22 protein-coding genes are annotated in these 20,405 nt (G+C 62.1%); 12 read left to right on the forward strand and 10 right to left on the reverse strand.

What is annotated here, in order from left to right:
• Window positions 1-36: 36 nt before the first annotated feature.
• Window positions 37-552 (forward strand): DUF2062 domain-containing protein, encoded by a 516-nt coding sequence (locus tag RGV33_RS24920; RefSeq protein WP_322146873.1) that lies wholly within the window; start codon window positions 37-39, stop codon window positions 550-552.
• 3 nt (window positions 553-555) lie between these two features.
• Here the strand turns inward: RGV33_RS24920 and RGV33_RS24925 are convergent, their stop codons facing one another.
• A complete protein-coding gene (locus tag RGV33_RS24925; RefSeq protein ID WP_322146874.1) occupies window positions 556-1,926 on the reverse strand; it encodes a sensor histidine kinase in 1,371 nt (456 codons plus the stop codon).
• Entirely contained in the window at window positions 1,913-2,641 is a 729-nt protein-coding gene (locus RGV33_RS24930; RefSeq protein ID WP_322146876.1) for a response regulator transcription factor, read from the reverse strand. Before RGV33_RS24930 ends, RGV33_RS24925 begins: the two co-directional genes overlap by 14 nt.
• A 204-nt stretch (window positions 2,642-2,845) precedes the next feature.
• Between RGV33_RS24930 and RGV33_RS24935 the strand changes: the two genes are divergently transcribed.
• The 4 genes from RGV33_RS24935 to RGV33_RS24950 all read left to right on the forward strand — a co-directional run bounded on the left by RGV33_RS24935 (window position 2,846) and on the right by RGV33_RS24950 (window position 7,694).
• The gene (locus RGV33_RS24935; RefSeq protein ID WP_322146878.1) at window positions 2,846-5,599 is read left to right on the forward strand and encodes a response regulator; all 2,754 of its coding nucleotides are present in this window, start codon (window positions 2,846-2,848) and stop codon (window positions 5,597-5,599) included.
• Window positions 5,600-5,791: 192 nt separating this feature from the next.
• A complete protein-coding gene (locus tag RGV33_RS24940; protein WP_322146880.1) occupies window positions 5,792-6,781 on the forward strand; it encodes a 2-hydroxyacid dehydrogenase in 990 nt (329 codons plus the stop codon).
• A 71-nt stretch (window positions 6,782-6,852) separates the two neighbouring features.
• Entirely contained in the window at window positions 6,853-7,293 is a 441-nt protein-coding gene (locus RGV33_RS24945) for a hypothetical protein (protein WP_322146882.1), read from the forward strand.
• A complete protein-coding gene (locus RGV33_RS24950) occupies window positions 7,290-7,694 on the forward strand; it encodes an META domain-containing protein (protein WP_322146884.1) in 405 nt (134 codons plus the stop codon). Before RGV33_RS24945 ends, RGV33_RS24950 begins: the two co-directional genes overlap by 4 nt.
• Window positions 7,695-7,793: 99 nt before the next feature.
• Here the strand turns inward: RGV33_RS24950 and RGV33_RS24955 are convergent, their stop codons facing one another.
• Window positions 7,794-8,255 carry a TlpA disulfide reductase family protein gene (locus RGV33_RS24955; RefSeq protein WP_322146886.1) on the reverse strand — a complete coding sequence of 154 codons (462 nt, stop codon included), beginning with the start codon at window positions 8,253-8,255 and terminating at the stop codon, window positions 7,794-7,796.
• A 115-nt stretch (window positions 8,256-8,370) separates the two neighbouring features.
• On the opposite strand from RGV33_RS24955, the gene arsC reads away from it, so the two are divergent.
• The 3 genes from arsC to RGV33_RS24970 are packed head-to-tail and all read left to right on the forward strand — an operon-like array spanning window position 8,371 to window position 9,738.
• Window positions 8,371-8,724 carry an arsenate reductase (glutaredoxin) gene (gene arsC, locus RGV33_RS24960; RefSeq protein WP_322146888.1) on the forward strand — a complete coding sequence of 118 codons (354 nt, stop codon included), beginning with the start codon at window positions 8,371-8,373 and terminating at the stop codon, window positions 8,722-8,724.
• Window positions 8,721-9,335 carry an NAD(P)H:quinone oxidoreductase gene (gene wrbA, locus RGV33_RS24965; RefSeq protein WP_322146890.1) on the forward strand — a complete coding sequence of 205 codons (615 nt, stop codon included), beginning with the start codon at window positions 8,721-8,723 and terminating at the stop codon, window positions 9,333-9,335. The genes arsC and wrbA overlap by 4 nt, the downstream gene beginning before the upstream one ends.
• Window positions 9,319-9,738 (forward strand): DUF2069 domain-containing protein, encoded by a 420-nt coding sequence (locus RGV33_RS24970; protein WP_322146891.1) that lies wholly within the window; start codon window positions 9,319-9,321, stop codon window positions 9,736-9,738. Before wrbA ends, RGV33_RS24970 begins: the two co-directional genes overlap by 17 nt.
• 107 nt (window positions 9,739-9,845) lie before the next feature.
• Here the strand turns inward: RGV33_RS24970 and RGV33_RS24975 are convergent, their stop codons facing one another.
• Window positions 9,846-10,517 (reverse strand): DNA-3-methyladenine glycosylase I, encoded by a 672-nt coding sequence (locus RGV33_RS24975; protein WP_322146893.1) that lies wholly within the window; start codon window positions 10,515-10,517, stop codon window positions 9,846-9,848.
• Window positions 10,518-10,584: 67 nt separating this feature from the next.
• The gene (ttcA, locus tag RGV33_RS24980; RefSeq protein WP_322146895.1) at window positions 10,585-11,409 is read right to left on the reverse strand and encodes a tRNA 2-thiocytidine(32) synthetase TtcA; all 825 of its coding nucleotides are present in this window, start codon (window positions 11,407-11,409) and stop codon (window positions 10,585-10,587) included.
• Window positions 11,410-11,666: 257 nt separating this feature from the next.
• Between ttcA and RGV33_RS24985 the strand changes: the two genes are divergently transcribed.
• Both RGV33_RS24985 and RGV33_RS24990 read left to right on the forward strand, forming a co-directional pair.
• Window positions 11,667-12,269 carry a Yip1 family protein gene (locus tag RGV33_RS24985; RefSeq protein WP_322146896.1) on the forward strand — a complete coding sequence of 201 codons (603 nt, stop codon included), beginning with the start codon at window positions 11,667-11,669 and terminating at the stop codon, window positions 12,267-12,269.
• Window positions 12,270-12,397: 128 nt separating this feature from the next.
• Window positions 12,398-12,892, forward strand: coding sequence for a SprT family zinc-dependent metalloprotease (locus RGV33_RS24990; RefSeq protein WP_322146898.1), 495 nt, complete (start codon window positions 12,398-12,400; stop codon window positions 12,890-12,892).
• Between the two features lie 88 nt (window positions 12,893-12,980).
• On the opposite strand, the gene RGV33_RS24995 is transcribed toward RGV33_RS24990, so the two are convergent.
• On the reverse strand, window positions 12,981-14,162 hold the full coding sequence (locus RGV33_RS24995) for a CaiB/BaiF CoA-transferase family protein (protein ID WP_322146900.1): 1,182 nt from the start codon (window positions 14,160-14,162) through the stop codon (window positions 12,981-12,983).
• A 149-nt stretch (window positions 14,163-14,311) separates the two neighbouring features.
• The gene (locus tag RGV33_RS25000) at window positions 14,312-15,646 is read right to left on the reverse strand and encodes a dicarboxylate/amino acid:cation symporter (RefSeq protein WP_076015043.1); all 1,335 of its coding nucleotides are present in this window, start codon (window positions 15,644-15,646) and stop codon (window positions 14,312-14,314) included.
• A gap of 339 nt (window positions 15,647-15,985) precedes the next feature.
• Between RGV33_RS25000 and RGV33_RS25005 the strand changes: the two genes are divergently transcribed.
• Window positions 15,986-16,984 (forward strand): AraC family transcriptional regulator, encoded by a 999-nt coding sequence (locus RGV33_RS25005; protein ID WP_322146902.1) that lies wholly within the window; start codon window positions 15,986-15,988, stop codon window positions 16,982-16,984.
• Between the two features lie 130 nt (window positions 16,985-17,114).
• On the opposite strand, the gene RGV33_RS25010 is transcribed toward RGV33_RS25005, so the two are convergent.
• From RGV33_RS25010 to RGV33_RS25020, 3 genes are read right to left on the reverse strand one after another with little or no spacing between them, the layout of a single operon-like run.
• The gene (locus RGV33_RS25010; RefSeq protein ID WP_322146904.1) at window positions 17,115-18,461 is read right to left on the reverse strand and encodes an ATP-binding protein; all 1,347 of its coding nucleotides are present in this window, start codon (window positions 18,459-18,461) and stop codon (window positions 17,115-17,117) included.
• Complete coding sequence (locus tag RGV33_RS25015; protein WP_322146906.1) at window positions 18,458-19,135, reverse strand: response regulator transcription factor; 678 nt, start codon at window positions 19,133-19,135, stop codon at window positions 18,458-18,460. Before RGV33_RS25015 ends, RGV33_RS25010 begins: the two co-directional genes overlap by 4 nt.
• An 18-nt stretch (window positions 19,136-19,153) precedes the next feature.
• Window positions 19,154-19,462, reverse strand: coding sequence for a hypothetical protein (locus RGV33_RS25020; RefSeq protein WP_322146908.1), 309 nt, complete (start codon window positions 19,460-19,462; stop codon window positions 19,154-19,156).
• Between the two features lie 180 nt (window positions 19,463-19,642).
• Between RGV33_RS25020 and RGV33_RS25025 the strand changes: the two genes are divergently transcribed.
• Window positions 19,643-20,368 (forward strand): 4'-phosphopantetheinyl transferase family protein, encoded by a 726-nt coding sequence (locus RGV33_RS25025; protein WP_322146910.1) that lies wholly within the window; start codon window positions 19,643-19,645, stop codon window positions 20,366-20,368.
• Window positions 20,369-20,405 lie beyond the last annotated feature (37 nt).

Consider the following 20,405-nt stretch of genomic DNA (forward strand, 5'->3'; position numbering starts at 1 on the left):
GGGCATACTTGCCCCTCGAACTGACCTGGACCCCTTATGCCACGGCGCTTATTCAAACGGTACATGCCCGACCCGACCAGCATCAGGGAACACAAGTCCTTACGCTTTCTGGGCAAGCTGCTGCATGACCCGAACCTCTGGCACCTCAATCGGCACTCGGTCGCGCGGGCCATGGCGGTTGGCCTGTTCGCAGCCTTTATCCCGATTCCCTTGCAGATGTTGCTGGCGGCGGTCCTCGCCATCAGCGTGCGCGGCAACATGCCGATTGCCGTCAGCCTGGTGTGGCTGACCAACCCGATCACCATGCCGCCGGTGTTCTTCTGCACCTACATGACCGGTGCCTGGTTGATGAACTTACCGCCTCGCAGCATGCCCGACGAACTGACCTGGGAATGGATCAGCGGGCAGCTGTCGACGCTGTGGCAACCCTTCTTGCTGGGCTCGGTGGTATTGGGGGTGGTAATGGCGGCGTTGGGGTATTGCCTGACTATGGGCTACTGGCGCTGGTGGGTGGCGCGCCAGTGGAAAAAACGCAAGCAGCGCAGGCTGTAAGCGCTAGCGGGCCAGCAAACGCATATGCACGCGCAAGCCCTGGCCGGTGTTTTCCGCCCACAGGCTGCCGTCCTGGCGCTGCACGGCATTGCGCGCAATGCTCAAGCCCAGGCCAAAACCGCCGTCGCCGGGCCGTGAACCGTCCAGCCGAGTGAATGGCGCAAAAATCCGCTCCAACTCCAACTCGTCAATTCCGCCGCCCTGGTCTTCCAGCCACAAATGCCAGTGATCACCTTCGCGCTGCCCGCCCAATTGCACCGTGCCGTTGTGCGGGGAATGCCGGATGGCATTGCGCAGGATGTTCTCCAACGCCTGGGCCAGCAGGTTCAGATGGCCGCGCACCCAACAATCAGCCCCCAGCCCGCACTGCAAGCGTGAAGGCGACCAGCCACTTTCAAAACAGGCGTTTTCCCGGAGCATGTCCCACAGCGCCTGCACCTGGATGTCTTCCTTGGGCAGCGGCGCGCGTTCGGTGTCGAGCCAGGCCAGTTGCAGGGTGTCTTCCACCAGGCGCTGCATGCCGTCGATTTCCCTGCCCAGGCGCTCGCGCAGCCGGGTCAGGTCTTGCTCGCTGTCGCTGGCCACGCGCAAGCGGCTCAACGGTGTGCGCAACTCATGAGACAAGTCCCGCAGCAGTTGCTGTTGCAGGGCCACCGTGCCTTGCAGGCGTTCAGACATCTGGTCGAAGGCGCGGCCCAACTCCCCCAGTTCATCCTGACGGCTGGTGGTGTCGTGGGACAGCCGGGTACTCAGTTGATCGGCACGCCAGGCGTTGGCCTGCTCGCGCAGGTGGTTGAGCGGCATGATCAATAAACGGTAGAGGCCGATGCACAGCAACAGGGTGAACAGGCCGGGGATCACGCCATTGGTGACGATTCGCCAGAACAACTGGTTTTGCCCGGGCATGAAGCGCCGTGGCAATTCGATCACCAGGGAGCCCGCCCCCGGGTCCAGCGGGAACGGGATTTTCAACCATGGAAGCCCCTTGGCATGCCGGCTGACAGGCCAGTCCAGGCCGCGCAAAAATGTCAGGCGCTGGCTTTCCTTGTCGGTCAGCGGGTAGCTGCTCAGGGATTGCAGGTCGTTACCGATGACGCCCACCCACGTGCGCTCGCGCTGGCCCAAGGTGTGCAGCCACGCGTCCACCCCGGCGTTGCCACCCTTGTTCCACGCCAGTTCCGCGCCGGCTGCATAACCGCTCAGGGTGGCGCGCGCCTCGCTGGACAAAAAGGCATTCTGCTCTTCCATATACCGGCCCCACGACCAACTGAGCCAGATCATCAGCAAGCAGAAGGCGATCAGCAGGCAGGCCAGTTTCCAGAATAACGAATGCTTGCCCGGCAGCCGTTTGAGCGTGGCGTTAAAGCCCGTCATCGTGACCGCTCAACACGTAGCCCTTGCCCCACACCGTGCGTACTTCCCGCTCGCTGTAGCCAATGGCCTTGAGCTTGCGACGGATCTGGCTGATGTGCATGTCCAGGCTGCGGTCATGGGGCGCATAGCCGCGCTGGAATACATGCTGGTAAAGGAAGGCTTTGCTGAGGACTTCGTCGCCGTTGCGGTGCAGGGTTTCCAGCAGGCGGTATTCGCTGCGGGTCAGGCCGGCCCATTGTTCCCGGTGGAAAACATCACACAACTCGTCATCGAAACGCAGGCTGCGGGCATCGTCGCGCACCGCTGCCAGGGCCGGCAAAGGTCGCCGGTCCAGGGCAACCCGGCGCAGGATCGCCTCGATGCGCACCCGCAACTCGGCCATGCTGAACGGCTTGGGCAGGTAATCGTCTGCCCCCAGGCGAAAACCGCTGATGCGGTCGGCTTCGGCACCCAGGGCCGACATAAGGATTACCGGGATCGAATGGCTCTGGCGCAAGTGCGTAAGCACCGACAATCCGTCCATGCCCGGCAACAGGATGTCCATCAACACCACGTCGAAGCTTTGATCGCGGGCCATTTGCAGGCCCTGCTGGCCGTTCTGGCACCAGGTCACCTGGAAGCCACAGCGGCCCAACTGCTCATGGACATAGGCGCCAAGTACAGGGTCGTCTTCAATCGCCAGGATACTGGGTAAGCCAAGTGCTACGGGATTCATTAGCGTCTGCAAGTCATTCTCAATGACTGATTATTCAAGATTGGCCCCCCAACAGCAACCGCCGCCGGGCATCCAAGGGTCCAAGGTTTGCGTCAGGTCATTAATTTGCAAGATTCCACACCGCGCAAATGGCTACACTGCGCGGGTGGCGCGGGCCGGATGCCGGCGTGAAATTCGACAACAGTGTGGTAGCAGGAGAGTGGCGTGCTTACGAGAATGGGAATAAAAGGCCGCGTACTGTTGCTGACCTTATTGCCTACCAGCCTGATGGCATTGCTGCTGGGCGGGTATTTCACGTGGATGCAGCTTTCAGAATTGCAGTCGCAATTGCTGCAACGGGGCGAGATGATCGCCGAGCAGTTGGCACCGCTGGTGGCGCCAGCACTGGGCACCAAAAACACCGACCTGCTGGAGCGCATCGCCACCCAGTCCCTGGAACAAACCGACGTGCGCGCCGTGTCGTTCCTCGGGCCCGACCGCACGCCCCTGGCCCACGCCGGCCCGACCATGCTCAACCAGCCGCCGATCGGCAACAGCTCGCACCTGTTGCAGCGCACCGGCAACGACGCAACCCGCTATCTGCTACCGGTGTTCGGCCGCCATCGCAACCTTGCCGGTGAGCTGATCCCGGACGAATCCGACCGCCTGCTGGGCTGGGTCGAGCTGGAACTGTCCCACAACGGCATGTTGCTGCGTGGCTACCGCAGCCTGTTCGCCAGCCTGCTGCTGATCGCCATCGGCCTGATCTGCACCGCGGCCCTGGCCTTGCGCATCAGCCGTACGATCAACTCGCCGATTGGCCTGATCAAGCAGGCGGTGGCGCAACTCAAGGATGGCAACCTCGAAACCCGCCTGCCACCGCTGGGCAGCCAGGAACTGGACCACCTGGCCTCGGGCATCAACCGCATGGCCGAGACCCTGCAAAATGCCCAGGAAGAATTGCAACACAGCATCGACCAGGCCACCGAAGACGTGCGGCAAAACCTGGAAACCATCGAGATCCAGAACATCGAGCTGGACCTGGCCCGCAAGGAAGCGCTGGAAGCCAGCCGCATCAAGTCGGAGTTTTTGGCCAACATGAGCCATGAAATCCGTACGCCGCTGAACGGCATCCTCGGCTTTACGCACTTGCTGCAAAAAAGCGAGCTGTCGCCCCGTCAGCTGGATTACCTGGGCACCATCGAAAAGTCCGCCGACAACCTGCTGGGCATCATCAACGAGATCCTCGACTTCTCGAAGATCGAGGCCGGCAAGCTGGTACTCGACAGCATCCCGTTCAACCTGCGGGACTTGCTGCAAGACACCTTGACCATCCTCGCCCCGGCCGCCCATGCCAAACAGCTGGAACTGGTGAGCCTGGTCTACCGCGACACGCCGCTGTCGTTGGTGGGCGACCCGCTGCGACTCAAGCAGATCCTGACTAACCTGGTGAGCAACGCGATCAAGTTCACCCGCGAAGGCACCATCGTCGCCCGTGCCATGATTGAAGACGAGCAGGAAGACAGCGTGCAACTGCGCATCAGCGTGCAGGACACCGGTATCGGCCTGTCGAACCAGGATGTGCGGGCGCTGTTCCAGGCCTTCAGCCAGGCGGACAATTCGCTGTCACGGCAACCCGGTGGCACTGGCCTGGGACTGGTGATTTCCAAGCGCTTGATCGAACAGATGGGCGGCGAAATCGGCGTCGACAGCACGCCGGGCGAAGGCTCGGAATTCTGGATCAGCCTGAACCTGCCGAAAACCCGCGACGATATCGAAGACCTGCCTTGCGCGCCGTTGCTGGGCCGGCGCGTGGCCGTGCTGGAAAACCACGAGCTGGCGCGTCAGGCCCTGCAACACCAGTTGGAAGACTGCGGCCTGCAAGTCACGCCGTTCAACAGCCTGGAAAGCCTGACCAATGGCATCACCAGCGCCCACCAGACCGAACAGGCGATTGACCTGGCGGTACTGGGCATCACCGCCAACGACATTCCGCCGGAGCGTTTGAACCAACACCTGTGGGACCTCGAACACCTGGGCTGCAAGGTGCTGGTGCTGTGCCCCACCACCGAGCAGCTGCTGTTCAACCCCTCGGTGCCCAACCCCAACAGCCAATTGCAGGCCAAACCCGCCTGTACGCGCAAACTGCGCCGCGCCCTGGCCGACCTGATCAGCCCGCGCCCGCTGCGCAGCGAACCCGGCGAGCCGCTGTCCAGCCGCGCGCCACGGGTGCTGTGTGTCGACGACAACCCGGCCAACCTGCTGCTGGTGCAAACCCTGCTGGAAGACATGGGCGCCAAGGTCCAGGCGGTAGAAAGCGGTTACTCGGCCATCGAAGCGGTGAAGCAAGAAGCCTTCGACCTGGTGCTGATGGACGTACAAATGCCCGGCATGGATGGCCGCCAGAGCACCGAGGCGATCCGCACCTGGGAAAGCGAACGCCATGGCACCCCGCTGCCCATCGTCGCCCTGACCGCCCATGCCATGGCCAACGAAAAACGCGCACTGCTGCAAAGCGGCATGGATGACTACCTGACCAAACCCATCAGCGAACGGCAACTGGCCCAGGTGGTATTGAAATGGACCGGGCTGGCCCTGCGCAATCAGGGCCCGGAACGCGGCGCCGAAACCATTGGGCAAGCCACGCAGTTGCCCGTGCTGGACCACGAGGAAGGTTTGCGCCTGGCGGCCGGCAAGGCCGACCTGGCGGCGGACATGCTGGCGATGTTGCTGGCATCGCTTGAGGCCGACCGTGAAGCGATTCGCGTGGCCCGTGACGCCAACGACCGTAACGCCCTGATCGAGCGGGTTCACCGCTTGCACGGCGCCACCCGATATTGCGGCGTGCCGCAACTGCGCGCGGCCTGCCAGCGGGCCGAAACCCTGCTCAAACAGGACGACGCCAAGGCCATGCCGGCCCTGGACGAACTGGACATGGCGATTGCCCGGCTGGCCAGCGAGGCGCGGGTGAGCGCGTAAAACTTCGGGGCAATGTGGCGAGGGAGCTGCTGTGGCGAGGGAGCTTGCTCCCGCTGGAGTGCGAAGCGCTCCCAGGATTTTGGGGCCGCTGCGCAGCCCAGCGGGAGCAAGCTCCCTCGCCACAGCAAGCTCCCTCGCCACAGCAGCTCCCTCGCCACAAATCAGCTTTCCATCATCAAGAAGGAATATTTGATGCGCATCATCCTTTTCAGCAGCCAAACCTACGACCGTGACAGCTTTCTCGCCCAACCGTTGCCCGAAGGCATGCAGCTGCAATTCCAGCCGGCCCGGCTGAATCTGGAAACCGTGGCCCTGGCCGAACACCACGAAGTGGTCTGCGCCTTTATCAATGACGACCTCAGCGCCCCGGTGCTGGAGCAACTGGCCCACGGTGGCACCCGCCTGATCGCCCTGCGCTCGGCCGGTTACAACCATGTCGACCTGCCCGCCGCCAAGCGGCTGGGCCTTACCATCGTGCGCGTGCCCGCCTACTCGCCCCATGCGGTGGCCGAGCACGCAGTCGCGCTGATCCTGGCCCTCAACCGCCGCCTGCACCGCGCCTACAACCGCACCCGCGACGGTGACTTCAGCCTGCATGGCCTGACCGGTTTCGACCTGGTGGGCAAGACCGTAGGCGTGGTCGGCACCGGGCAGATCGGCGCCACATTCGCCAGGATCATGGCCGGGTTCGGCTGCCAGTTGCTGGCGTATGACCCTTACCCCAACCCGCAGGTCAAAGCCCTCGGCGCCCGCTACGTGAGCCTGCCGCAATTGCTCGCCGAGGCGCAGATCATCAGCCTGCATTGCCCGCTGACGGCAGACAGCAAACATTTGATCAACGCCCAAAGCCTGGCCCATATGCAGCCCGGCGCGATGCTGATCAACACCGGGCGCGGCGGCCTGGTGGACACCCCGGCGCTGATCGACGCGCTCAAGGGCGGCCAGCTCGGTTATTTGGGCCTGGATGTGTATGAAGAAGAGGCCCAGTTGTTTTTCGAAGACCGCTCCGACCTGCCCCTGCAAGACGACGTGCTGGCGCGCCTGCTGACCTTCCCCAATGTGATCATCACCGCGCACCAGGCCTTCCTGACCCGTGAGGCGCTGGGGGCAATTGCCGGCACCACCCTGGACAACATCGCTGCGTGGGCGGGCGGGCGGGCACAAAACCTCGTCGAAGGATGATCAGCGGTCACATCGCCGCGCCATGATGGGTGGCGGCCCGTGATAGGATGCCGCGCCTATTTGGAGGATCCATGGCCGAACACGATTTCCGCTTCAGCTTGCTGAACCCGCAACACACCCTGATCGAATGCCGCGCCCTGGTGCCGGGCCGTTATCAGGTCACCGGCAACGGTGGCTCGATCAAGCACGGCGACGTTTTGATCGTCACCCTGCGCGGCAGTAAAACCCTGTCGATGCGCCTGACCGTCGAAGGCGATGCGCGCTACTCCATCCGCCCGGCAGGCCAGTGGGTTGCCATGGCCCAGGGGCCGAAGTTCGGCGAACTGGAAATTCACACCTGGAAGGTCAACTGCGACAGCTGCGACAACGTGCTGGAGTTTGAATTCGCGGTGGAAACCAAGCTGACCAAGCAACCGCTGCAACCGGCCGCCACCGCGCGGGTCACCGAGTTGGGCTGGGCCACCCTGGGTGACAAGCACCGCTGCCCGAAATGCCAGAAGGCCGCGCAATGAAAGCCGTGCTGATGCTGGCCGTGCTGGGTGCAGGCCTTGCGGGCTGCGCCAGTGATGAGGTCAAGCTCAAGCAGGATCACAGCTACGTGGTGGAATGGATCGGTGAGCGGCCTTTGATGGATTACGCGCACCTGACCGTGACCCTCGGCGCCGATGGCCGGGCCTACGGCAACGGCGGCTGCAACCATTGGTTCGCGCCCTACACCCTGGACGGTGACAAACTGAGCTTCGGCAAGGTCGGCAGCACCCGCAAACTTTGCGGTGAAGCGCTGATGGAGCAGGAGCACCGCTTCTTCCAGGCCCTGCAAGGCGTGCAGCGCTGGGACATCTCGCCGATCGAACAGACCCGTTTCTGGCCGGCGGATGGCAAACCGTTGCGGTTGTGGCTGGAAGAAGGCTGATTCCGCGCTTCTGTGGGAGCTGGCTTGCCTGCGATGGCGTCACCTCGGCCTGGCTGACAGGCCGAGTTGCCTGCATCGCTGGCAAGCCAGCTCCTACACTTAACCGCGCAGCGCCTTGAGCTTGGCCAGCACGCCTTCGGCCGTCTGCTCGCCCATCAGTTGTTCGCGCACCTTGCCCTTGTCATCAATGATGTACGTCACCGGCAAGGCTTCGCTGCGGGGAATGTCGAAGATCCCGTCCGGGTTCTGCGCCAATACGGTGAACTTGATGCCCAGCTTGTCGCTGGCGCTCTTGAGTTCCTCACCCTGGGCATTGTCGAAGTTCACGCCGAACACACCTACCGACTGGCCCTTGAGTTGGTCGGCCAAGGCGTTGAGTTCGGGGATTTCGGTGCGGCAAGGGCCACACCACTCGGCCCAGTAGTTGACCACCAGCCATTGCTTGTCCAGGCGTTCGGCGGCCACTTTCTGACCGTATTGGTCAACGCCATAATCATTGCCACAGCCACTGAGCAGCAGTGTACCGATGATTGCCATTGCGCCTAACAGTCGCCTCGTCATGGGGTAATCCTTCGTAAAAATGAACGTTGGCTGCGGCCTATCGCCTCTCATGGTTTAAGGACATGGCGCAGCGCGGGTAGAATACCCGCCACCTTACGCAAGATGCGACCCGCACATGACCGATCTGACGCTTTATCACAACCCGCGCTGCTCGAAATCCCGCGGTGCGCTCGAGCTGCTGGAAGCCCGTGGCCTCACACCAACGGTGGTGCGCTACCTGGAAACCCCGCTCGACGCCGCGCAATTGCAGGCCTTGCTGGGCAAGCTGAACATCAGCGCGCGGCAATTGCTGCGCACCGGCGAGGACGAATACAAAACCCTAAACCTGGCCGACGCCAGCCTCAGTGAAGCGCAGTTGATCGCCGCCATCGCCGCTCATCCGAAACTGATGGAACGCCCGATCCTCGCGACCGCCGACAAGGCTGTGATCGGCCGCCCGCCAGAAAACATCCTGGAGCTTCTTTCGTGAGTGCGCCGTATGTGCTGGTGCTTTATTACAGCCGCAACGGCTCGGTCAGCGAAATGGCCCGGCAAATTGCCCGAGGCGTCGAGCAAGCCGGGCTTGAGGCGCGGCTGCGCACCGTGCCGGCCATCTCCAGCGAGTGCGAAGCCGTGGCGCCAAGCATTCCGGTCGACGGCCCGCTGTATTGCAGCCTCGACGACCTGAAGAACTGCTGCGGCCTGGCGCTGGGCAGCCCGACCCGGTTCGGCAACATGGCCGCGCCGCTCAAGTACTTTCTCGACGGCACCAGCAACCTGTGGCTCACCGGTGCCCTGGTCGGCAAGCCGGCAGGTGTGTTCACCTCCACTGCCAGCCTGCACGGTGGCCAGGAAACCACGCTGATGTCGATGCTGCTGCCGTTGCTGCACCACGGCATGCTGATCACCGGCCTGCCCTACAGTGAGCAGGCGCTGCTGGACACCAAGGGCGGCGGTACGCCCTACGGCGCCAGCCACCATTCCGGTGCCGACGGCAAGCGCGCACTGGACCAACATGAGATCGCCCTGTGCCGCGCCCTCGGCCTGCGCCTGGCGAAGACCGCCGCGCTACTGGAGAACGGCCGTGGCCAGAAAGCCTAAGGTACTGCCGCCCCGGGCGTGGCTGGAGCCACGGGTCAAGACGGCGCGGGTGTTGAGCCTGCTGGCGTTTTTGGGCTTGGTGGGACTGCTGTGTGCCTACTACCTGGTGTTCGCCGACCTGCACGGCGCGCGGCCGTGGGTGATTCTGCTGATCGAGTTGGTGCCGCTGCTGTTGCTGGCACCGGGGATGATCCTGGGCAGCGCGCGCGGGCATTCATGGATGTGCTTTGTGGTGAATTTGTACTTCATCAAGGGTGCGCTGGCGGCGTATGACCCGAACCGCCAGTGGTTTGGGGTGCTGGAGATGCTGGCAAGCCTGGCTGTGTTCTGCACCGCGTTGATGTATGTGCGGTACCGGCATCAGCTGAATCGGCGGTTGGCGGGGGAAGGTTTGCCTGCTTGATGCTTTTGTAGTGCCTGACCTGTCGTTATCGCAGGCAAGCCAGCTCCCACAGAGGAATGCATTCCAAGTGTGGGAGCTGGCTTGCCTGCGATAGCATCAACCCGGTATCAATGATTCACGGTATACGCCAGCATCATCGACAACTGGCACATCGGCCGCCCGCTCTCGGCATGCCACTGGTTGAACGCGCCCTGCACCGTGGCCAGGTCCCGCAGGCTGGTGGGCACCTTGTCGACAATCTTCTGCGCATTCAGCGCCGCCACCACGTCATAGCTCGGCACAAACGTATCCTTGCCCACCATGCGCAAAAAACGCGGCGCCGACAGCCCGCCCAACTGGTGACCGTGCTTGCTCAGGTATTTCCACAAGCCAACGATATCCGTCACTGGCCAGTCGGCAATAAACGCCGCGAAGCTACCCTTTTCCTGCTCGATATCCAGAATCATCTGCGCATTGCGCGGCACGCTTTTGAGCTTGCCCAGGTGGCGAATGATGCGTGTGTCCTGCATCAGCCGCTCCAGGTGCTCGGCGCCCATCAGCACGACTTTTTCCGGGTCAAACCCAAAGAACACTTGCTCGAAGGCCGGCCACTTGGCGTCCACCACGCTGTGTTTGAGGCCTGCGCGAAACACCCGCAGTGACAGGGTCGACAAGTAGCGATCATCACTGATCTTGCGCAGTTTCGCCGGGGTCAGGGGCACAGGCAGGTGGGCTTCCAGCTCGGCCGCTGAACCAAACCGGTTCAGACAATATTCGTGCAGCCACTTGTAATCGCGCATGCCCTCTCCTAAGGATTGAAATGAAAACGGCGCCCAGGAGCGCCGTCTGTCAGAGCGGTGAAAGTGCTCAGAGGTTCACTACGTTGACGAAGCGCGATGCCGCGGTTTCGTCGATACGCAGGCTGGTGAAGTCGAACAGGTTACGGTCGGCCAACTGCGACGGCTGCACGTTCTGCAAGCTGCGGAAGATGCTGTCGACGCGGCCCGGGGTCTTGCGGTCCCAGTCCTGGAGCATGTCCTTGACCACCTGGCGTTGCAGGTTTTCCTGGGAGCCACAGAGGTTGCACGGGATGATCGGGAATTGCTTGAGGTCGGCGTACGCCTGGATGTCCTTCTCGTGGCAGTACGCCAATGGGCGAATCACCACGTTGCGCCCGTCGTCGGCCCGCAGCTTGGGCGGCATGGCCTTTAGGCTGCCGTTGAAAAACATGTTGAGGAAGAAGGTTTCGACGATGTCATCGCGGTGGTGACCGAGGGCCATCTTGGTTGCGCCGATTTCATCGGCAAAGGTGTAGAGCGTACCTCGGCGCAAGCGCGAGCACAGCGAGCAGGTGGTCTTGCCTTCCGGGATTAGCTCCTTGACCACCGAATAGGTGTCTTTTTCGACGATGCGGTACTCGACCCCCAATGCCTTGAGGTAGGCCGGCAGCACGTGCTCGGGGAAACCCGGCTGCTTCTGGTCCATGTTCACGGCGACAATCTCGAACTTGATCGGCGCGACCTTTTGCAGGTGCATCAGTACGTCAAGCAGGGTGTAGCTGTCTTTGCCGCCAGACAGGCAGACCATGACCTTGTCGCCCTCCTCGATCATGTTGAAATCGGCGACTGCCTCACCCGCCTGGCGACGCAGGCGTTTTTGCAGTTTGTTCTGGTTGACCGTAAGAGTGCCCATGGCGCTTGGATCCGCGAAAGGTGTGTGACGAAAAGCCGGGCATTTTAGCGGGATGGACGACCGAGTTTCAATTAACAGACCCCGCCGCGATTAAGCCCAATGTTTACAGCGCAATTTGCTCTAAAGCCCTACAGTTTTTCCGGTCATCACTTTCTATACTGCGACATAAGGTCGCACATATATCCAGACCTTTCAGGCCAATTGGCCCGTGGGCGCTCCGCTGGGGGGCGATGGTAATAACAACAGGAGTGACTGGCATGATCCATCACGTCGTGGGACTTTTCACCCACCCCGATCAGGAATGGCGGGAAATTCGTGGCGATAAAGAAGAAAGCATCAGCCACATGTACCTCACCCACACACTGATTCTCGCAGCGATCCCCGCGGTATCAGCCTTTATCGGGACCACGCAGGTGGGCTGGGTAATCGGCAGCCGCGCCCCGGTGATGCTCACGGTGGAAAGCGCGTTGTGGATGACCATCATGTCTTACGCCGCGATGCTCGGCGGCGTGGCGGTGATGGGCGCGTTCATTCACTGGATGGCCCGTACCTATGACGCCAACCCCAGCATGGCGCGCTGCGTGGCGTTTGCCACCTACACCGCGACGCCGCTGTTTGTCGGCGGGCTGGCCGCACTTTACCCGCATATGTGGCTGGGCATGGTCGTCGGTACGGCCGCCATCTGCTACACGGTGTACTTGCTGTACGTAGGCCTGCCGACCTTCATGAACATCAACCCGGACGAGGGCTTCCTGTTCTCCAGCTCGGTGCTGGCGGTAGGCCTGGTGGTGCTGGTGGCGATCATGGCCTTTACCGTGATCGTCTGGGGGCTGGGCGTAGGCCCGATCTACACCAACTGACGCGGTTTACCCGCAGGAAAAGCCACCGCACGGTGGCTTTGTGCGTTATGCATGACCATTCGGCGCCTGACAGATTCGGATACACCGTTGCTTGCGGCATACTGGACATCTCTGGAGATATGTACAGCATGCCCGAGCAACTCAATACCCGCGTCGAAGATTGTTTCCAACAAGCCGAATCCTTTTTCAAACGAAGCTTCAAACGCCCCCAGGTCAGCCTCAAGCTGCGGGGCCAGAAGGCCGGTGTCGCGCATTTGCACGAGAACCTGCTGCGCTTCAACCCGCAGTTGTACCGTGAAAACAGCCAACACTTCCTTAAACAGACGGTCGCCCATGAAGTGGCGCACCTGATAGCCCACCAATTGTTCGGCGAGCGCATCCAGCCCCATGGCGAGGAGTGGCAGTTGATCATGCGTGGGGTTTACGAACTGCCGCCGGATCGCTGCCACACCTATGAAATCCAGCGGCGGCGCGTAACCCGGTATATCTACCGCTGCCCGTGTGCCGACAGCGACTTCCCGTTTTCGCCCCAGCGTCACGGGTTGGTGAGCCAGGGGCGGCGGTATTTGTGCCGCAGGTGCCGGCAGACATTGGTATTTACCGGGGAAACCCGGGTGGAGTGAGGGCCTCATCGCAGGCAAGCCAGCTCCCACAGTTGAAATGCATTCCCCTGTGGGAGCTGGCTTGCCTGCGATAGCGTCAGCCCAAGCGCTACTGAATCACCTTGGCACGCCGCAAATCATCTATTTGTTGAGGACTGAAGCCTAACCCCGCCAACACCTCATCCGTGTGGGCGCCCACCGCCGCGCCGATGTGCCTGGCCGCCGGCAAACCCTCGGAAAACTTCAACGGGCAAGCGATCTGCGCCTGGGCCGAACCATCGCCCCGCGGCACCTGGCTGACCAGCTCCCGGGCTTTCAACTGCGGGTGTTCAACCGCCTCGCTCAGATTCAGCACCGGCTCGACACACGCATCGATCCCGGCAAACAACGCACACAGCTCATCAAAGCTGCGCTTCTCGAACTCGACCTGCAACGCCAGCTTGAGGGCTTTCTGCTGCTCGGGCTTGGGCGACAAACCCTGCGCCGCCAACTCGGGGCGCCCAAGCGCTGCACACAACTGCTGCATAAAGGCGGGCTCCAGGCTTCCTACCGACAACCACCGCCCCTCCCGAGAGCGGTAATAGTCATAGAAGCTGCCACCATTGAGCACCTGGTTCTCCCACGCAGGTTCCACGCCACACGCCAGGTAACCCGCGCCGGCCATCGCATTCAGGCTGAAGGCGCAGTCAGTCATGCTCACATCCAGGTATTGCCCCACGCCGCTGTGCTGCCGGGCGATCACCGCCGCCAGCAAGCCGATCACCGCGTGCAACGAGCCACCGCCCACGTCCGCCAACTGCACGCCCAAAGGTAACGGCCCGCTGTCCTGGCGCCCGGTGTAACTGGCAATGCCCGCCAAGGCCAGGTAGTTGATGTCGTGGCCGGCGCGGTCCCTGTAGGGGCCGGTCTGGCCGTAGCCGGTGATGGAGACGTAGATCAACTTCGGGTTGATCGCCTTCAAGGCCTCGTAACCCAGGCCCAGGCGCTCCATCACCCCGGGGCGGAACTGCTCCAGCACGATGTCGTAGTCCGCCACCAACTGCCGCACGATCGCCACCGCCTCGGCCTGCTTGAGGTCGAGCGCCAGGCTGCGTTTATTGCGGTTGAGGTAGGCATGGCTGGCCGATACACCCTGGTCATGGGGCGGCAGCACCCGCAGCAGGTCCATGCGCGTGGGGGACTCGATGCGCAACACCTCGGCGCCCATGTCGGCCAGCAGCAACGAGGCGAACGGCCCCGGCAGCAAGGTAGAGAAATCCAGTACTTTGAGGGACGCCAAGGGGCCTGACATGCAAACTCCGATTCCGATTCGATTGGCCACAGAGTAGGCAAACCTGGCCGCAAGCGGCAATCACATAAAGCATCATCTGCAGTGACTGATGCTTCCCGCAGGTATAAAAAAACCCATCCGGAGATGGGTTTTTCACAAACGGTGCAGCCTTACTTGACGGCGGTTGGCGCCGGGCCTTCAGCCACGCCCAGGTCGTCTTCTTCACGGGTCTCGGAGATACCGCGACCACCGGAAGCCAGTTCGACTTGCAGCTTGTCTTCGTCCAGTTCCTTGACCCACTTGGCCACAACCAGGGTAGCAACAGCGTTGCCTACCAGGTTAGTCAGTGCGCGGGCTTCAGACATGAAGCGGTCGATACCCAGGATCAGCGCCAGGCCGGCAACCGGCAGGTGGCCAACAGCCGACAGGGTAGCGGCCAGTACGATGAAGCCACTACCCGTCACACCAGCAGCGCCCTTGGAGGACAGCAGCAGTACCAGCAACAGGGTGATCTGGTGGGTGATGTCCATGTGGGTGTCAGTCGCCTGGGCGATGAACACGGCAGCCATGGTCAGGTAGATCGAAGTACCGTCCAGGTTGAAGGAGTAGCCAGTCGGGATAACCAGGCCGACTACCGACTTCTTGGCGCCCAGGCGTTCCATCTTGATCAGCATGCGCGGCAGTGCGGATTCGGACGAGGAAGTACCCAGTACGATCAGCAGCTCTTCACGGATGTAGCGAATCAGTTTCAGCACGCTGAAGCCGTGTGCGCGGCAGATGGCGCCCAGCACCAGCACCACGAACAGGATGCAGGTGATGTAGAAGCAGATCATCAACTGGCCCAACTGCACCAGCGAACCTACGCCGTAGGCACCGATGGTGAACGCCATGGCGCCCAGGGCACCGAGTGGCGCGAGCTTCATGATCATGTTGATGATGTTGAACATCACGTGGGCGAAGCGATCGATGAAGTCCAGCACCGGCTTGCCGTAGGCACCCAGGCGATGCAGGGCGAAACCGAAGATCACCGAGAACATCAGCACTTGCAGGATGTCACCGGTAGCGAACGCGCCAACGATGGTGTTGGGGATCACGTTCAGCAGGAAGCCAACGATGCTCTGGTCTGCACCGGCAGTCACGTAGGCAGCTACTTTAGAGGCGTCCAGGGTAGCCACGTCGATGTGCATGCCGGCGCCCGGTTGCACAACGTTGACCACGATCAGGCCGATCAGCAGGGCGATGGTGGAGACGACTTCGAAGTACAGCAGCGCGTAGCCGCCGGTTTTGCCGACCGATTTCATGCTTTGCATGCCAGCGATACCGCTGACAACGGTGCAGAAGATGATCGGGGCGATGACCATTTTGATCAGCTTGATAAAGCCGTCACCCAGTGGCTTGAGGGCCACGCCGGTCTGCGGGTAGAAGTGACCGAGCAAAATACCGATAACGATTGCAACGATCACCTGGAAATACAGGGATTTGTACAGTGGCTGACGAGTCGTCATTGCAAAGTTCCTCAATCGTCCCGTGTGGCAAATATCCGCCATTGCCCACGACACTTGAATTGCGAACCCTCCTGCACTGGAGGGATTTGTTGTTTGAGAGCCTGCTCAAGGCCGGTCTCCCTGCGCTCTGTATCGCAAGCGTCGTGCCACTTTTGCCGAAAACCGCTGAAGGCCTTTAGACATCAGCCTTCGGGGTAGCTTTCGGCCTCAGACTGCGCCTGCACAAGGTGGCGACTTTCCGCCACCCTCTCTGATTCCGTCCTACAATTTGGCGGATATCCGCCTTGTCGCACCCACTCAGGGTGGCTACCATCCGCCACTCAATGGACGAGGCCCCTCATGCGCGAACGTACCATCGCCAGTCATTACGCCCGGGCCGCCCTTGGCGGTGCGCGCCGGGCCGGCTACGATTATTCAGGCCTGCTGCAGCAAGTGGGCATCACCCCCGAACTGCTGAACGAACCCCGCGCCCGTATCGCCCCGGAGCAATTCACCCGGCTGCTGCAAATGCTCTGGCTCGCGCTGGATGACGAATACCTGGGCTTCGCCGAAGGCCCGAGCAAGCGCGGCACCTTCGCCATGATGTGCCACGCGCTGATTCACTGCCGCACCCTGGAGAAAGCGCTGGAACGCGGCTTATTATTTTATAGCCTATTCCCGCAGGGTCCGCGCTGGCGCCTGACACGCGAAGGGGAAATGGCCCGCCTGAGCCTGGACGATTCGCAGCTCTGGGACCCGGATCACTTCCTCAGTGAATGCCTGCTGGTGATCTGGCATCGCCTCGGCAGTTGGCTGGTCGGCCAGCGTATCCGCCTGGACCAGGCCACGTTCAGCTACCCGATGCCGCCCCACGCCGCTGAATATGACTTGCTGTTCCCCTGCCCGCAGGTATTCGCCGCGCCTTCCAGCAGCCTGGTGTTTCCCAGCCGCTACCTGAGCCTGCCGCTGTTGCAGGACGAGCGCACACTCAAGCACTTTCTCGAACGCTCACCGGCCGACCTGTTGTCGCGGCCAGATGAAGGCGACAGTTTGAGCAGCCAGCTGCGCCGTTTATTGAGCCGCGACCGCACGCCCTGGCCCGACCTGGAAGCCGTCGCCCAGCACTTGCATATCAGCCCGCAGACCCTGCGTCGGCATTTGCGGGAGGAAGGCACCAGCTTTCAGGCGCTCAAGGATGAATTACGCCGGGACATTGCGATTTATCATCTGGGGCGGGCGGATTTGTCGTTGCAGGAGATCGCCGAGCAGTTGGGGTTTTCCGAACCGTCGGCGTTTCATCGGGCGTTCAAGAAGTGGACCGGGTTGACGCCGGGGGCCTATAGAGCACAAGAAACCTAACCGTAGCAGCTGTCGAGCCTTGGCGAGGCTGCGTTGGGGGCGCCGCCAATATCGAGCCAGGCGCAAGGCCGAGTGGGGGCCCTACGCAGCCTCGCTAAAGCTCGACAGCTGCTACGGGGAGATAGCGGAATCAGACAGCCGGGAAATGGATCTTGAACGCGGCACCACCCAGCGGTGAATCCCCCAGGGTCAGCCGTGCGCCGTAGCTTTCAATGATGTCCTTGACCACCGCCAGGCCAATCCCCTGCCCCGGGTGCTGGCGGTCCAGCCGCTCGCCCCGTTGCAGGATGCGCGCACGCTGGTCTGGTGGCACGCCGGGGCCGTCGTCTTCGATGCACAGTTCGGTGCCTTCCAGGCTTTCCTGCAAGGTAATGCGCACTTTGCTCAGGCACAGGCGGTAGGCGTTTTCCAGCAGGTTGCCGAGCAACTCGAGCAAGGCGCCCTTCTCGATCGGTACGTCGCACTCGTCCGGCAAATCGAAGGCGACCTTCACGCCTTTGTCGCGGTAGACCTTGTCCAGGGTGTCGCACAAACTTTGCAGCACCGGCTCCAGCCGCACCTGGTGACGCACCAGGCCGCTTTTACGCAGGCTGGCGCGCTGCAACTGGTAGCTGATCTGCTGGCTCATGCGTTCGATCTGCGATTGCAGCACCCAGGCCTGGTCGCGGTCTTCGGGGCGCTGCGCCATGTCTTCGCTCACGCCCTGGAGCACCGCCAACGGGGTTTTCAGGCTGTGGGCCAGGTCGTCCAGGGAGTCACGGTAACGGGTACGTTGCTCGCGTTCGCTATGGAGCAACCGGTTGAGGGAGCCGGTCAGGCGCAGCAGTTCGCGGGGGTGTTGCTCGCTGAGGCTTTCCCGGGTGCCGCCTTCGATTTCATCCAGTTCCTGGCTCAGGCGGCGCAGCGCTTGCAAGCCCCAGGTCAGGCCCAGCCACAACAGGGTCAGCAACACCAGCAATGCGGCGCCAAAGCCCAGGTAGAGGTTTTCGCGCAGGCCTTCGAGGGTCAGTTGGTATTCACGCACCGGTTGCAGGGCAACAATACTGAACGCCGCGCTCTTGCCGCCCAGCAGCTTGACCTCGACGTCATAGACGAAGAATTCCTGGCCGTTGGCCTCACGAATTCGCGCAAATTCGTTGCCACGCCCGTCATAGCGCGGTTTGTAGTTGATGTTCTCTTCCTGGGTCGCGCGCGAACGCCATACCAGGTGGCCTTCGCGGTCATAGATGTAGCCCAGCAGGCGGCTGTCGGTGAGGTTGAAGCGCTCATCCGGCAACTGCGCAGGCATCAGCAGGCGATTGTTTTCAACCCGGGCAGCCGAAATCAGCGTGGTGACATCCGACGCCAGGCGCTGCTCGATGGAGTCCTGCAGGGCCAGGCTGAAGGCGCCCTGCATGGCCGGCAACAAGGCCAGCATAAACAGCACGGCCAGGGTGGTGGCCGCGAGCATCAAACGCACACGTAACGAGCGAATCAACGGCAGCGCTCATTGAACAGATAGCCCAGGCCACGCACGGTGTCGATCGGCTTGAACCCCGCCGGGCCTTCCAGCTTGCGGCGCAGGCGGCCTACCAGCACTTCGATGACGTTCGGATCGCGCTCGTCGTCGTCGGGGTAGAGCTGTTCCATCAGGCGGTCCTTGGCGACCACTTGCTGGTGGTGACGCATCAGGTATTCGAGGATGCGGTATTCGTAGGCGGTCAGCGCCAACGGCTGCTCGTCAAGCGACGCCTGCTTGCGATTGAGGTCCAGCAACAAAGGCCCGGCGACGATGGTCGATTGGGTGAAACCGCTGGAGCGGCGCAGCAGTGCGTTCATCCGCGCTTCCAGCTCTTCGAACTGGAACGGCTTGACCACGTAGTCATCGGCACCCGCGGCCAGGCCTTCGACCTTGTCCTGCCAATTGCCGCGGGCGGTCAGGATCAGGATAGGGAACGTCTTGGCCTGGGCGCGCAGTTGGCGGATCAGGTCCAGGCCGCCCATGCCGGGCAGGCCCAGGTCGATGATCGCCAGGTCGTGGTTGAATTGCCCGGTCTGGTACAGCGCCTCTTCGGCATTGCCCACGGCCTCGACCACGTGACCGCTGTCGGTAAGGCGGGTCAACAGGTGATGACGCAGCAACGCCTCATCTTCGACAACCAGCAATTTCATAAAGCTCTCCACGGCAAATCAACTTTCCGACTGGGGTATATCATAGCGGCCTTGCAGGTCTTGCTGGCGCAGTTTACTGCCGTTGAAGTGACCTGACAGGTTTTCATTGCCCACGCGATAGTCCGACTGCGGGGTTCGCTGACCCAGGGATTCGCCCCAAGGCGCGGCCTGTTCCCCCGCATCCTCGAAGCTCACCCGCTGAAGCAGGCTGTAGGGCTTTTTGCTCTTCTCTTTAGTGAAACCCGCGAAACTCGCGTCAGAGGCCTGGACACCAGCAGTGGCGCTGAGCATGGTTAACGCCAACATCAGCTTCTTGATCGCAGTCATGGTGCTACCTCACACGCGTTGGCTTTGGGTACAGGGCCAGACTACGCAGACGCCCCTGAACTCCCCCTGAACACTCTCTGAACCTGGGCTGAACCGAAGCCGGCTACTGTGTAACAAGTTATTTACGTGCCCCTGGACGCAGGCTATCCAGCAGCCCTGCAACTCGGCAAAATACCCGGCATGAATTCCCTACCCGCCTGCTGCACCCCACTTGACGCCCATTGGCCGTTGCCCGTCGCCTTGCCCGGCACGGTATTGCTGCGTACCCGTTTTGACCCGGCCTTGCTGGCCAACGGCGACTTCCAGCGCAGCGCCGTGCCGCCACCCGCGAGCATCCAGCGTTCGGTGGCCAAGCGGCAGGCGGAGTTTCTTGCCGGTCGCCTGTGTGCCCGCGCAGCGTTGCAACTACTGGATGGGCTCGATTGCGTGCCGGCGATTGGCGAGGACCGCGCACCGGTCTGGCCAGCACACATCAGCGGTTCGATCACCCACAGCACCGGGCATGCGGCAGCCATCGTCGCGCACAAGGCCCAGTGGCGCGGGTTGGGGATGGACCTTGAGAACCTGCTGACCCTGGAGCGGGCGGAACGCCTGGCCGGGGAAATTTTGACCGCAGATGAATTGCAGCGCATGGCCGCCGGGCCGCGGGAGCAAATTGCGCAGTTGGTGACGTTGACGTTTTCGGCGAAGGAAAGCCTGTTCAAGGCGCTCTACCCGATTGTGCACAAGCGCTTTTATTTTGAGCATGCCGAGTTGCTGGAATGGTCGGATACCGGCCATGCGCGGCTGCGGTTGCTGACGGATTTGTCTGCAGAGTGGTGCCATGGCAAGGAGCTGCAAGCGCAGTTTGCGGTGGATGACGGGCAGTTGTTGAGCCTGGTGGCCGTAGCAGCTGTCGAGCCTTAGCGAGGCTGCGTCGGGAGCGCCGCCGATGTTGAGCCAG

Source organism: Pseudomonas sp. Bout1, assembly GCF_034314165.1.
Taxonomy (GTDB): Bacteria; Pseudomonadota; Gammaproteobacteria; order Pseudomonadales; family Pseudomonadaceae; genus Aquipseudomonas.